Origin of the sequence: Streptomyces sp. 8N114 (assembly GCF_052245835.1) — a bacterium.
Classification (GTDB): Bacteria; Actinomycetota; Actinomycetes; order Streptomycetales; family Streptomycetaceae; genus Streptomyces.
The window spans coordinates 15,534-27,988 of sequence record NZ_JBQQBT010000026.1; the positions used below are offsets into that span (position 1 = coordinate 15,534).

General features: G+C 72.7%; 12 protein-coding genes. 7 read left to right on the forward strand and 5 right to left on the reverse strand.

Features of this window, described 5'->3' with window-relative positions; all coding sequences use genetic code 11:
• The first annotated feature begins 17 nt into the window (after positions 1 to 17).
• Positions 18 to 578, forward strand: a complete 561-nt coding sequence (locus ACTWQF_RS31590) for a TetR/AcrR family transcriptional regulator (protein WP_443283163.1) — start codon at positions 18 to 20, stop codon at positions 576 to 578.
• A gap of 158 nt (positions 579 to 736) precedes the next feature.
• On the opposite strand, the gene ACTWQF_RS31595 is transcribed toward ACTWQF_RS31590, so the two are convergent.
• Complete coding sequence (locus tag ACTWQF_RS31595; RefSeq protein ID WP_443283164.1) at positions 737 to 1,660, reverse strand: LysR family transcriptional regulator; 924 nt, start codon at positions 1,658 to 1,660, stop codon at positions 737 to 739.
• A 138-nt stretch (positions 1,661 to 1,798) separates the two neighbouring features.
• Between ACTWQF_RS31595 and ACTWQF_RS31600 the strand changes: the two genes are divergently transcribed.
• Positions 1,799 to 3,274, forward strand: coding sequence for an MFS transporter (locus tag ACTWQF_RS31600; RefSeq protein WP_443283165.1), 1,476 nt, complete (start codon positions 1,799 to 1,801; stop codon positions 3,272 to 3,274).
• A 52-nt stretch (positions 3,275 to 3,326) separates the two neighbouring features.
• Positions 3,327 to 4,412, forward strand: a complete 1,086-nt coding sequence (locus ACTWQF_RS31605) for an NAD-dependent epimerase/dehydratase family protein (protein WP_443283166.1) — start codon at positions 3,327 to 3,329, stop codon at positions 4,410 to 4,412.
• Positions 4,413 to 4,543: 131 nt separating this feature from the next.
• Here the strand turns inward: ACTWQF_RS31605 and ACTWQF_RS31610 are convergent, their stop codons facing one another.
• Together ACTWQF_RS31610 and ACTWQF_RS31615 are read right to left on the reverse strand one after the other, a co-directional pair.
• Positions 4,544 to 5,704 carry a sensor histidine kinase gene (locus ACTWQF_RS31610; RefSeq protein WP_443283167.1) on the reverse strand — a complete coding sequence of 387 codons (1,161 nt, stop codon included), beginning with the start codon at positions 5,702 to 5,704 and terminating at the stop codon, positions 4,544 to 4,546.
• A gap of 6 nt (positions 5,705 to 5,710) precedes the next feature.
• On the reverse strand, positions 5,711 to 6,430 hold the full coding sequence (locus ACTWQF_RS31615) for a response regulator (RefSeq protein WP_443283168.1): 720 nt from the start codon (positions 6,428 to 6,430) through the stop codon (positions 5,711 to 5,713).
• A 124-nt stretch (positions 6,431 to 6,554) separates the two neighbouring features.
• Between ACTWQF_RS31615 and ACTWQF_RS31620 the strand changes: the two genes are divergently transcribed.
• The 3 genes from ACTWQF_RS31620 to ACTWQF_RS31630 are packed head-to-tail and all read left to right on the forward strand — an operon-like array spanning position 6,555 to position 8,724.
• A complete protein-coding gene (locus ACTWQF_RS31620) occupies positions 6,555 to 7,271 on the forward strand; it encodes a glycosyltransferase family 2 protein (protein WP_443283169.1) in 717 nt (238 codons plus the stop codon).
• Complete coding sequence (locus ACTWQF_RS31625; RefSeq protein WP_443283170.1) at positions 7,268 to 8,011, forward strand: TIGR04282 family arsenosugar biosynthesis glycosyltransferase; 744 nt, start codon at positions 7,268 to 7,270, stop codon at positions 8,009 to 8,011. Before ACTWQF_RS31620 ends, ACTWQF_RS31625 begins: the two co-directional genes overlap by 4 nt.
• Positions 8,008 to 8,724, forward strand: a complete 717-nt coding sequence (locus ACTWQF_RS31630) for a class I SAM-dependent methyltransferase (RefSeq protein ID WP_443283171.1) — start codon at positions 8,008 to 8,010, stop codon at positions 8,722 to 8,724. Before ACTWQF_RS31625 ends, ACTWQF_RS31630 begins: the two co-directional genes overlap by 4 nt.
• On the opposite strand, the gene ACTWQF_RS31635 is transcribed toward ACTWQF_RS31630, so the two are convergent.
• Positions 8,676 to 9,209, reverse strand: coding sequence for a hypothetical protein (locus tag ACTWQF_RS31635; protein ID WP_443283221.1), 534 nt, complete (start codon positions 9,207 to 9,209; stop codon positions 8,676 to 8,678). The genes ACTWQF_RS31630 and ACTWQF_RS31635 overlap by 49 nt on opposite strands.
• 44 nt (positions 9,210 to 9,253) lie before the next feature.
• Entirely contained in the window at positions 9,254 to 10,657 is a 1,404-nt protein-coding gene (locus tag ACTWQF_RS31640; protein WP_443283172.1) for a molybdopterin-dependent oxidoreductase, read from the reverse strand.
• A gap of 217 nt (positions 10,658 to 10,874) precedes the next feature.
• Between ACTWQF_RS31640 and ACTWQF_RS31645 the strand changes: the two genes are divergently transcribed.
• Positions 10,875 to 12,374: a hypothetical protein gene (locus ACTWQF_RS31645; protein WP_443283173.1), complete on the forward strand. Its 1,500-nt coding sequence runs from the start codon at positions 10,875 to 10,877 to the stop codon at positions 12,372 to 12,374.
• Positions 12,375 to 12,455 lie beyond the last annotated feature (81 nt).

Here is a 12,455-nt window from a genome sequence, read left to right on the forward strand (position 1 = left end):
GGGGGCGCACGGCGCGGGTGCGCGAAGCAGTGCTGCAAGCCGCCGGCGACGCACTCGCCGAACACGGGTTCGCCCACCTCGACCTCGCCGAGGTCGCCCGCCGCGCCGGGGTCGGCAAGACGACCGTCTACCGGCGCTGGGGAACGGTCACAGCGCTGCTGGCAGACCTGCTCGAGGACATGGCCGAGCAGTCGGAGCGCCGCACTGAGATGCCCTCTCTGCTGGCCAACCTGGAGGCGAACGCCACGCTGGTGCGGCGCACCCTGACGGACCCCCGGCAAGGCGCGCTGTTCAAGGCCGTCATCGCCGCCGCGACGTGCGACGCCCTCGCCGCCGAAGCACTGCACCGGTTCTACGCGGCCCGCGTCGCGGAATGGGCACCATGTGTGCAGCAGGCCGCAGAACGGGGAGAGGTACCGGCGGACACCGACCCCGAACAGGTCATCCGCGCCGTCTCGGCGCCCCTGTACTACCAGCTGCTGACCACCGGGACGCCGCTCGACCAGGCAGCCGCCGAGCGCGCGGCCCGGTCCGCGTACGAAGCAGCCCGCGCGGGAGCCTTCCGCCGCGACCAGTGACGCCTGCCCCGAACAGTGACGCCCGTCCGAGCGGTGACCCGCCACGCGCCGTGACGCCCGTCCCGACAACAGTGACCCCGCCGCGAGCGGTGACGCCCGTCCCGACAACAGTGACCCCGCCACGAGCGGTGACGCCCGCCGCGGACGGCCGGGAGCCCCTACAGCCGCCCTTCGGACCGAGCCGTCTCCGTCATCGCCTCCGTGAACGCCTGGAGCTGCGGCGTGAGGGGGCCTCGGCGGCGCACCAGTCCGTACGCCAGTGACGCGGCCTCCGGGAGAGGGACGTAGCTGACGCCGGGGCGGGGGAAATACGTCTTGGCGTGCGCGCCCGACAGCAGGGCGCCTTTGCCCGCCGCCACCAGGACGAGGGCCTCCTGCAGGCTGGTGACCGGCAGCCCCGGCGGGATCGAGCGTCCCGCCGGCGTGCGCGCGGGGGCCAACTGCTCGCGGCAGAGCACCGGCAGCTCATCCCGCAGGGTCAGCAGAGGTGTCTCCCGCAGATCGGCCAGGTCCTCCGGGGACGCCATCCCGCGCAGCGCCAGCGGATGCGCCGCCTGCACGGCCAGCACCCGAGGCTCGCTGAACAGTTCGGGTCCCTCCAGCAGGTCGGCCTCCCCGGCCGGGAGTTCCGCGAGCTGTACGTCGAAGGCGCCCGCCCGGAGCTTTCCGAACGGGTCGGCCAGCGGGACCTCGCAGGGCTCGACCGTGAGCCCGGGCCACCGTTCGGCCAGTGCTTTCGCCGCGCGCATCACGACCTCCCCGGCCAGTGGGCCGGAGAAGCCCACGTGCAGCGCGCCTTTCAGCTCCCCGGCCGCCCGCCGTGCGGCGGTCGCCGCGGCGCGGGACAGCGCCGCGTCCATGGCCTGCTGGTGCGGCGCGAGGTCGTCGCGGAGCTGCCGCCCCAGCTCGGTGAGCGTCACGGTGCGGCTCGTACGGTGGAACAGCGGGGCGCCGACCCGCCGTTCGAGCCGCTGCACGAGCTGGCTGACGCGGGCGCGGGAGAGGTGCATGCGCTCCGCAGTGCGGCCGAAGTGCAGCTCCTCGGCCAGGATCAGCAGGCACATCACCTCGTCGCGTTCCATACCGACGCCACACCTCCCGCATCATTCAGTCCGGCTGAACGCAACGTTGCGTTGTTCACCGTTGTTCCCCGCGCCCGCCCGACGGAGGGTGGGAGCGTGGCAACTCACCTGAAACCCCAGAATTCCGCTGCTCTCCCCATGTCTCCTCGCGAAAGGGGCATCCTGCTGGTGCTGTGTGGTGCCGTCTTCCTGGAGGGCATCGACATCGGCATGCTCAACGTGGCCCTGCCCGCCATCCGGGCCGATCTCGGCATGCCGGTGGGCGAGTTGCAGTGGGTCATGAGCTCGTACGTGCTCGGCTACGGCGGTTTCATGCTCCTGGGCGGCCGCGCGGCCGACCTGTACGGGCGGCGGCGGATGTTCGTACTGTCGCTCGCTGTCTTCCTCGCCTTCTCCGGACTCGCGGGGCTGGCCGGCGAGGGCTGGACGCTGATCGTGGCCCGCTTCGTCACCGGCGTCGCGGCAGCGTTCATGACCCCGGCCGGGCTGTCGCTGATCACCACGAGCTTCACGGAGGGCAGACAGCGGAACAAGGCGCTGCTCGTCTACTCCGGCACCGGTGCCGCGGGCTTCTCCACCGGGCTGGTCTTCGGCGGGCTGCTGACCGTACTCGGCTGGCGCTGGGTGTTCTTCGCCCCTGTCGCGCTCTCCGCGCTGATCCTGGCCGCCGCGCTCATGCTCGTACCGCGGGAACCCCGAGCCGAGCTCCGGGCCGAACCCGGCGCCGACGCGGAACCGTGCCGCAGCTTCGACCTGGCGGGCGGAGTGACGATCACGGCAGCTCTCGTCCTGCTGGTCCTCGGCATCGAGCGGGCCACACACAGCAGCTGGCCACAGACGCTGACCGTACTGGCTGCCGGTGCCGTCCTCCTCGGCGTCTTCGTACTCATCGAACGTCGCACTGCTGCACCGTTGATACGGCTGGGCATGTTGCGTTCCGGCCCCCTCGTACGCGCCAACGCGGCGGCGCTGCTGTTCGCCGGTGCGTTCTTCGGCTTCCAGTTCCTCGTCGTCCTGTACCTCCAGGAGCTGCGGGACTGGTCGACGCTGGAGACGAGCCTGGCGATGCTGGTGGCCGGTGTGGACGCTGTGCTCTCTCCCACGATCGTGCCGCGGCTGGTCAACCGCTTCGGGAGCGCGCGGGTGGCCTTCGCCGGAGTGCTGGCCGCCGCACTGGCCTACGCCCTGTTCCTGCCCGTCGGCGCTGAGTGGTCTTATCTGGCGATGCTGCCGAGCCTGACCCTGGTCGGGGTCGCCTTCGCGCTGGCCTACGGGCCGCTGACCATCATGGCGACCGACGGCGTCGCCGAGGAGGAGCAGGGTGTGGCAGGCGCCCTGCTGTTCGCCTCCGTCCAGTTCGGAGCCGCACTCGGCCTCTCCGGTGCGGCAGCCGCCAACATGGCGGCCACCCGGGCGGACACCCCCGCAGCGCTGCTGGACGGCTACCAGGCCGGGCTCCTGGTCCCCCTTGCCGCAGCGCTGCTGGCCGCAACCGTTGCAGCGTTCGGACTGCGCGGGCGGCGCGGGCAACGCACCCTGGCACAGCAGCCGGTGGCGGGGGGCGAGCCCGGTGGGGCCGAGCCTGTCGAACCCGTGGTTCTTACGGAGCGGTGACACGGGCGCCGCGTAGCGGTACGCGGCGCCCCGGCGCGCCTAGCGTGACGGTATGCGCGTTCTTGTCACCGGCGGTGCCGGGTTCATCGGTTCCCACATCGTGGAGGCCCTGACGGCCGTGGGCCACGAGGCGGTCGTCCTGGATGCCCTGCTGCCGTCGGCGCACGGGGGAGGCGCCGAACCTCCGGCCACCGCACCGGGGGTTCGGCACCTGCACGGTGACGTACGCGACCAGGAAGCGCTCGCCGACGCGTTGCGCGGCGTGGACGCGGTGTGCCACCAGGCGGCGATGGTCGGCCTGGGCAAGGACTTCTCCGACGCACCCGAGTACGTCAGCTGCAACGACCTGGGCACAGCAGTGCTGCTGACCGCAATGGAGCGCGCCGGGGTGCGTGCACTGGTGCTGGCCGGTTCGATGGTCGTCTACGGCGAAGGGCGCTACGAGTGCCGGCTGCACGGGGTCGTGCGACCGGGGCCGCGTACCGTGCCGGCCCTGCGCGCCGGGCAGTTCGAGCCGCCGTGCCCCGACTGCGGTGCCGCGCTGCGCCCCGGGCTGGTCGGCGAGGACGCTCCGCCGGACCCGCGCAACACCTACGCGACCACCAAGCTCGCCCAGGAGCACCTGGCCGCGGCGTGGGCGCGGGCCGTCGACGGACGTGCCGTATCGCTGCGCTACCACAACGTCTACGGTCCCGGGATGCCCTGCGACACCCCCTACGCGGGTGTGGCCTCGTTCTTCCGCTCGGCGCTCGCCCGCGGTGCGGCCCCCACCGTCTACGAGGACGGTGCGCAGCGGCGGGACTTCGTCCACGTACGGGATGTCGCAGCAGCCAACCTCACCGCACTGGAAGCCGTGCACACGGGAGCGGCGGGGCACGGGCCCGGCTCCTTCGCGGCCTACAACACCGGCAGCGGCGACCCGCACACCATCGGAGAGATGGCCGCCGCACTGGCCGAGTTCCACGGCGGCCCCGACCCTGTGGTGACGGGTGAGTACCGGCTGGGCGACGTACGGCACATCACCGCGTCCTCCCAGCGGGCAGCGCGCGAGCTCGGGTGGCGGGCACACATCGGCTTCGCGGACGGCATGAAGGAGTTCGCGGCCTCGGAGATGAGGGCACCGTTGCAACGGGCGTAGCAACGGCGTTGCAGCGGGCGTAGCAACCGCCTTGCTGTGGCCGTAGCAACCGCCTTGCAACGGGCGTAGCAACCGCCTTGCAGCGGACGTAGCAACGGCGTTGCGGGGGGGGGGACGTAGAGCCACCCCTCTCAGCCCACCTCCGCGCTCGTTCTCCGGCCCGGCAGTGCCCTCGGCGCCCTCGGCAGGGTGAGCTCGAAGCAGCAGCCGCCGGTCACGTTACGTACCGCCGCTGTGCCCTGGTGGGCCTCGACGATGCCGCGGACGATGGCCAGCCCCAGGCCCGCGCCTGGCGGCGTACGGGCGTGGGTGCCGCGCCAGCCGGTGTCGAAGACGCGCGGCAGGTCCTCCTCGGGGATGCCGCCGCAGCCGTCCGTGACGGACAGTACGACTTTCTCGTCCTCCTCCGCGCTGCGCACATGCACGGCCACGGTGCCGTCCGCCGGGGTGCGCCGGATGGCGTTGACGAGCAGATTGCCGAGCACCCTGGTCATCTCGCGCGGGTCCACCTCGACAGGCACGGAAGCCACCTCGTCGCCCACCAGACGGACGCCGTTCTGCCGGGCGAGCGGGTCGGCGCCCGCCAGTGCCTCTTCGACAAGCTGGGACATGGGCACCTGGTGCGGGGTCAGGGCCAGCGTGCCCGCGTGGATACGGGAGAGCTCGAACAGGTCGCCGACCATCGAGTTGAGCCGTTCCACCTCGATACGGATCTGCCGCAGACAGCGCCCGGTGTCCTCCACCATGCCGTCCTCCAGCGCCTCGGACATGGCACGCAGTCCGGCCAGCGGGGTGCGCAGGTCGTGCGAGATCCAGGCGACCAGTTCGCGCCGTGAGCTCTCCAGTGCCCGCTCGCGGTCCCGGGAGGCGGCCAGTTTCTCGCTGGTGGCGGCGAGTTCGCGGGTGAGCGCCGCGAACTCGGCCGGATCGCCCGCCTCGGCCTCACCGGGTGCCGGAAAGCTGCCGCCGTCCCCGAAGGACCGCGCGGCCTGGGTGAGGGCGTTGCTGCGGGCCGCCACCCAGCGGCCCAGCAACAGCGCGGTCGCCAGCGAGACGACGGCCGCCATGGCGACGACCGTGGTGACGACGAACAGGTCGTGCCGGGAGAGGAACATGGCCCAGGCGACGGCGAGCGTCCCGGAGAACATGGCCGTCACGGCGACTGTCGAGACGACCATCAGCGAGACGACGAGCGAACGGTGCCGCAGTGCCCGCAGCACCAGGGCGCCCAGCAGTCCGGCCACGGCGGCGCCGAGGAAGGCGAACAGGGCGATCAGCAGCATGTCGTACACGGCGGTTCAGCCCTCCTGCACGGTGGCGTCCGGGTCGAGCCGGTAGCCGACGCCCCATACCGTCTGGATCAGCCGGGGGTGCGCGGGGTCGTCCTCGATCTTGGCGCGCAGGCGGCGGACATGGACGGTCACCGTCGAGAGGTCGCCGAAGTCCCAGCCCCACACCTCGCGCATCAGCTCCTCGCGCGAGAACGCTCTCGCCGGGTGCCGCAGCAGATGGGCCAGCAGGTCGAACTCCCGTACGGTGAGGGAGAGCTCGGCCCCGTTCCTGGTGGCGAGCCGGGCGCGCGGGTCGACGGTCAGTCCTGCGGCGCGCAGCGGCGGCGCCGGGCGCGACACGTCCTCCGCGCGGCGGCTGCGGCGCAGTACGGACTCGACGCGCAGCACCAGTTCGCGCGGGCTGAACGGCTTGGTGACGTAGTCGTCGGCGCCGACCTCCAGGCCCAGCACCCGGTCGCCCTCGTCCCCGAGCGCGGTCAGCATGATGACGGGCACGGGCCCCTTCTCGCGCAGCCGGCGGCAGACTTCCAGGCCGTCCAGCTCGGGCAGCATCAGATCGAGCACCACGAGGTCAGGCCAGTGCGCCGCAGCACGCTCCAGGGCGCGGAGTCCCGTCTCCGCACGGTCGACGGCGTACCCGGCGCGGTGCAGGTACCCGGTGACGACTTCGGCGACGGTGGGGTCGTCGTCGACGACCAGGACGCGCCCGGTGGCTGATGGCTGCATGGCATCAGGGTGGCACCAGACAGGTGGGCGCGGAGGGCCGGTCGGCGGCAGCACCGGGCGATGTCCGTGTTTCGTAAGAACGCGAAGTCCGGAATGCCCGTTTTGTTTTCATAGGGTGTGCGGCGTGATCGAACCTCGCTCGAAGGAGGCCGCGCCCGTGCCCGGTGTCGATGTCGTACTCCCCTGCCTCGACGAGGAGCAGGCGCTGCCCTGGGTGCTGGAACGGATACCACCGGGCTGGCGTGCAATCGTCGTGGACAACGGCTCGACGGACGGCTCCGCTGCGACGGCACGCGAACTGGGCGCGACCGTCGTGTCCGAGCCCCGGCGCGGCTTCGGCGCCGCCTGCCACGCCGGGCTGACGGCCGCCGAGGCGGACATCGTCTGCTTCTGCGACTGCGACGCCTCTCTCGACCCGTCCCTCCTGGTGCCGTTCGCCGAGGCGGTACGCGAGGGCCGCAGCGACCTCGTACTGGGCCGCAGGCGCCCGCAGACGCGCGGCGCCTGGCCCGCGCACGCCCGTGCGGGCAATCTCGCGCTCTCCCGCATGCTGCACGCGCGTACCGGCGTACGGCTGCACGACCTGGGCCCGCTGCGGGCCGCCCGCCGCGAGGGACTGCTGGCGCTCGGGCTGACCGACCGGCGCAGCGGATACCCGCTCCAGATGGTCGTACGGGCCGCCGACGCCGGCTGGCGGATCGAGGAGCGCGACGTGCCCTACCTCCCCCGCACCGGCAAGTCCAAGGTCACCGGCACCTGGCTGGGCACCTGGCATGCGGTACGCGACATGCGCGCGGTGCTCCAGGAGCCGCCCGCCACCGGAGCGGAGGCTGCCCGATGACGGACCGCTGCTGTCCCCCGGAAGGGACCACCACGCTGCTCGTCATCGCCAAGGAGCCGGTGCCCGGCCGGGTCAAGACGCGACTGTGCCCGCCGTGTTCGCCGCACCAGGCCGCGATGCTGGCAGCCGCCTCGCTGCACGACACCCTGGAAGCCGTACGGGCCATGCCCGCAAGGCGCCGCGTGCTGGTGCTGTCCGGACGGCCCGGCGAGTGGCTGCCGCCCGGTTTCGACGTCGTCCCGCAGTGCGCCGGAGGGCTGGACGAACGGCTCGCCGCAGCCTTCGCCGAAGCGGGCAGCGGGCCGGCGCTGCTGGTCGGGATGGACACCCCGCAACTGACCCCCGCACTGCTGGCTCCCGCGCTCGGCCCGGACAGCTGGCGGGAGTGCGACGCCTGGTTCGGACCGGCCCTGGACGGCGGTTTCTGGGCGCTGGGGCTGGCCCGCCCCGACCCCGCACTCCTGCGCGGAGTTCCCATGTCCACCCCGACGACCGGACAGGCGCAGCTCGCCCGGCTGGCACGGGAGGGGCTGCGGGTGCGCCACCTTCCGGCGCTGCGCGACGTGGACACCGCCGAGGACGCCGTACGGGTCGCCGCCGAGGCACCCGGCGGCCGGTTCGCGGCATCCGTCGCCACGCTCCCGGAACTGCGGCCCGAACGCTTCCCGGCCGTACCCACCGTCCCCAGGAGACAGGTCCGCGGGGACGGTCTCGACGTACGCTGGACGGCCATTCCATGACGACCACCACACCCACCACGGCAGCCACAGCGTCGACGGCAACCCCGGCGGCCACGGCACCAGTGACGCAGTGGAGTGCCGACCCGTACGCCGACGCGCTGCGCAGCGGCTGCGGGCCGCTGTTCCTTCGCCGCAGCGACGGCTGGCTGCTGCCGCTGGAGGTGGAGCGCTGGTGCGCGAGCGCGGACGCGGCCGACATGTCGGTGCTGCGCCGCTGCGAGGGAGCCGTGCTCGACATCGGCTGCGGCCCCGGCAGGCTGGTGGCAGCACTGTCCTCGCTCGGCCACCGGGCCCTGGGCATCGACGTGAGCCCGGCGGCTGTCGCGCGCACCGTCGGCCTCGGCGGTACGGCACTGTGCCGCTCGGTCTTCGACCCACTGCCCGGGGAGGCCCGGTGGGGAAGCGTGCTGCTGCTGGACGGCAACATCGGGATAGGCGGCGCCCCCGAGGCACTGCTGGAGCGGTGTGCCCGGCTCCTCGCCCCGCGCGGGCTGCTGCTGGCCGAGACCTCGCCCCTGGACATCGACGAGCGGGCCGAGGTGCACATCGACAACGGGCGCAGCGCGCACACCCGCCCCGGCAGTGGGCAGTTGTTCCCCTGGGCCCGGCTGGGTACCCGCGCACTGCTGCGGTACGCGCTGCCCGCCGGCTGGTCGGCCGCGGGTCAGTGGGAGTCCGGCGGACGCTTCTTCGTCGCACTGCGGCGCGCCTGAGACACACTGCGGCGCAGCTGATACGGCCTGTGCGGGGGCCGCCTGCCGCGCACTGTCCGTACGGCCAGCCACAACCCCGAAACGGCGAACAGCCCGACCGTCACCCACAGCCAGTGCAGCGCGTAGCCGTTGTTCCCCTCCGGCCGCCCGGTGAGCTTCGGGTACCGGTCGGCCGGACCGACGATCAGCGGGAGCCAGACCAACAGCAGCAGAAGGGACAGCAGGGCGGGGATCCGAAGGTGGTTCACATACCGGCCGGTCAGTCTGGGCACCCGGTCCGCGAGCGAGTACAGCGGCAGCAGCACCAGATCGTGCAGCAGCGCTGCCCCCACGAACCACACAGCGACGCCCAGCCAGTCGTCCGCCAGCAGCCGCACACCCGCATAGCCGGTCAGCACGAAAGAGGCCAGCAGCAGGACGATCTGGAGCGGGCTGCCCACCGAGCGGCGCAACCGCCCGGCGCCTGCTGCCGGACCGGCCTCCATCCGGCCGCCCGCCGCGGGCCCCCGCGACCGGCCCGGTCGGCCCCTCATCGGTCCGCTCCGAACGCCAGCCGGGTGACCCATTTGGTGTTGTGCACCCCGGGTGCCGCCGGAACGATGACGCGGGCCGGATAGCCGTGGTCGAGGGAGAGGTCCTCGCCACCCACCCGCAGTGCCAGCAGGGACCGCGAATCGCGTACTTGGTTGTCCCGCAGGGACGCGTGCCGGAACGCGCCGGAACGCTGGAGTGACGCCACGAAGACGCCGGGCAGCCCCTCCCTGGGGTCGAACCCGGCCAGCTCCGCCAGGTCGCGCAGCCGTACGCCGCTCCAGTGCTGGTCCGAGGTCGACCAGCCCTCCACGCAGGCGATCGGCAGCGCCGCGGAGTGCTGCGGCATCTTCAGCAACTCGGCCCGGGAGAGCCGCAGCTTCCGCCCGCGCGGGCCCTCGATCGTCAGCCGCCAGCGGTCACCGGCCTCCTCTTCGGTGACGCCGACGGCGGCGGCCGTTTTGTTGATCTGGAAGGCGTTCGCCCCGGTTCCGGGGTCGGTGCCGCCGTGCGGTGCCAGCAGCGCGGTGCGCCGCAGCGGCCCGTCGAAGTTCTGGCCGATCGTCACGCCCAGCAGCAGTACCGAGCCGCCGCCCACCGCGCCGAGCGCTCCGCGCCGCGTCAGCGTGGGCGCGGCCGGACGGGGCGCGACCAGCCCGGTGTCGAGACCCGGCTCGCGCACCCCCTCGCCCCCGGGTTCCTCACGACTGCGTTCCCCGCTCCGCTCCGCACCGTCCGCCGGCCCTCTGCGTTCTCTCCCGCCTGATGGTTTTCTCCTGCCTGATGGTTTTCTCCTGCCTGATGCGAAGTCGTCCGGGGGCCCGTCCCGCAGCACCCGCACGGCCTTGGGCAGCCGCAGCGCGACGTGCACCAGGAACGCGGCGATGAAGACCCACGCACCGTAGAAGTGCAGCGTGTAGAACGAGCCGGGGAACAGATAGTCGAGCTGGATGTTCAGCAGCCCCGTCACGAACTCGAACAGCACACCGCCGACGAGCAGCAGCAGCGAGATCCGCTCCAACGCGTGCGCGGCAGAGCGAGCGGGCGGCATGGTGAACAGCTTCGGGATGACCGACCAGAGCTTCGCCAGCAGCACCGGCACCAGCACTACGCCGAGCGTGGTGTGCAGTCCCTGGGTGAGCCGGTAGAGCCAGTACGGATCGGTCGGCCAGGCGAACAGATAGAAACCGAGCAGCCCATGGTCCGGTGTCCGGTCGTTGGACCGCAGATCCGGGTTGTACGCCGCGTAGGACAGCAGGCCGGTGACGAACAGCACGGTGATACCGGCCAGCAGTACGGCACCGAGCAGCGCCGTCAGCCACGGGCCGCGCAACGGACTGCGCCAGAAGCCCGGGTCCGAGGGGAGCCGGGTGGGCCGGGGAAGGGTGCGGTGGTCGCCCATGCGGTGACCGTAAGCGCCGGTACGGCCCGGGAGAGGGCTGCGACCCATGACGAAACGCTGACGTCCTCCGCCGGTGGCCCCTGTGCGGCCCCGCGCGGCCTAACGTGCCCCTGTGCCTGCCGACCCGAACCCCCCACGCGCCCCGAAGGGGCGCGGGGAACTGCGCGCCCAGCCACAACCCACCCGCAGCCGGCAGGCGCCGAACAGGGGCACCCCCTTGCCGGAACAGCCGAAAAGGCTGACGCCGGAAAGGCAGGCACCGAAGGGCCGGGCAAGAACCGCCGCACACGGCCTGGTGCCCGACCTGATCGTCGTCACTGCGGCCGGGGCACTGGTGACCGCGGCCGTCCTCATCGGCTGGGCCATCGAACGGGAGCACGGCACGCTGCGCGTCCACCTGCCGCCCTTCTACGCCGAGCTCGAACCCCACCTGGGCCCGGGCACACCGGCCGCGCTGCTGGTCGCTGCGGTCGTGCTCGGCTACGGCCCTGCGCTGGCGTCGCGCCTGCCGTGGCGGCGGCTGCTGGCGGCGGCCTGGGGCGCCTCCATGGCGTGGATCTGGTCGCTCGCCCTGGTGGACGGCTGGCACCGGGGTGTGGCGAACCAACTCACCTCCGCCTACGAATACCTCCAGGAAGTCGACCGGTTCGGGGACGTCGGCGCCGCACTGCGCACCTTCACCGACCACATCCTGCTGCACTCCCCCGACAACTGGGTCCCGCACGTGGCGGGCCATCCGCCCGCCGCCGTCCTCACTTTCGTCGGGCTCGACCGCGTGGGGCTGGGCGGTGGCCCATGGGCGTCCGCGTGGGTCATCACCGTCGGCTCGTCGTCAGCCGCCGCCGTACTGGTGGCGCTGCGTGCCCTGACGGACGAGCAACAGGCCCGCAGAGCAGCGCCGTTCCTCGTCCTGGCGCCCACTGCGGTCTGGATGGGCGTGTCGGCCGACGGCTACTTCACAGCAGTGGCCGCCTGGGCACTCGCGCTGCTCGCCCTGTCCGCGCGTTCCACACGTGCCGTACGCACAGGGCAGCACGCGCCCCGCGCCCCGCGCACTGCTGCGCTCGGTGCGGGGCTGCTGTTCGGGCTCACCTGCTATCTGTCGTACGGGCTCACCCTGTGCGCGCTGCTCGGGCTCACTGTCCTCGCACTGTCCCGCACCCTGCGGCCCCTCCCATGGGTGCTCGCGGGCGTCGCCGTGGTGGCCGCCGCCTTCACTCTCGCGGGGTTCAACTGGTGGGAGGGCTATCGACTGCTGACCGAGCGCTACTACGAGGGCGCCGCCCGCGTACGGCCGTACAGCTACTGGGTGTGGGCCAACCTCGGCTGTGCGGTGACAGCTGCGGGACCCGCGGTAGTGGCCGGGGTACGACGGGCACTGGTGTGCGGCGCGGCAGCCGGGCACCAAGTGCCGCTCCGGCTGCGAAAGCGACGAGCGGACAGCGCGCCGGGAGCTGGCGGCCTGGCGGACGGCCCCGCCCACCGCCTCGGCAGCCGCGAACGCCTCGCCCTGCTGGTCCTGGCGGCCCTACTGACGATCGCCGTCGCCGATCTGTCCGGCATGAGCAAGGCGGAGACCGAACGGATCTGGCTGCCCTTCCTCACCTGGCTGCTCCCTGCCGCAGCGCTGCTGCCCCGCCGGGGCGCACGGTACTGGCTGGCGGCCCAGGCGGCAGGCGCACTGGCGGTCAACCACATCCTGCTGACCGGCTGGTGAGGCTCAGCCCAACCCGGGGCAGACCGCGCCGAGTTGGCGATCGCACCGGTTCCGGCGGTGAACCGCGATTGTCAGACCCTC

Bases quoted from the DNA above. Each gene is read 5' to 3' on its own strand.
- ACTWQF_RS31605 (WP_443283166.1), top strand. From the start codon at position 3,327: ATGCGCGTTCTTGTCACCGGCGGTGCCGGGTTCATCGGTTCCCACATC.
- ACTWQF_RS31600 (WP_443283165.1), top strand. From the start codon at position 1,799: ATGTCTCCTCGCGAAAGGGGCATCCTGCTGGTGCTGTGTGGTGCCGTC.
- ACTWQF_RS31625 (WP_443283170.1), top strand. From the start codon at position 7,268: ATGACGGACCGCTGCTGTCCCCCGGAAGGGACCACCACGCTGCTCGTC.
- ACTWQF_RS31640 (WP_443283172.1), bottom strand. From the start codon at position 10,657: ATGGGCGACCACCGCACCCTTCCCCGGCCCACCCGGCTCCCCTCGGAC.
- ACTWQF_RS31615 (WP_443283168.1), bottom strand. From the start codon at position 6,430: ATGCAGCCATCAGCCACCGGGCGCGTCCTGGTCGTCGACGACGACCCC.
- ACTWQF_RS31630 (WP_443283171.1), top strand. From the start codon at position 8,008: ATGACGACCACCACACCCACCACGGCAGCCACAGCGTCGACGGCAACC.
- ACTWQF_RS31635 (WP_443283221.1), bottom strand. From the start codon at position 9,209: ATGGAGGCCGGTCCGGCAGCAGGCGCCGGGCGGTTGCGCCGCTCGGTG.
- ACTWQF_RS31595 (WP_443283164.1), bottom strand. From the start codon at position 1,660: ATGGAACGCGACGAGGTGATGTGCCTGCTGATCCTGGCCGAGGAGCTG.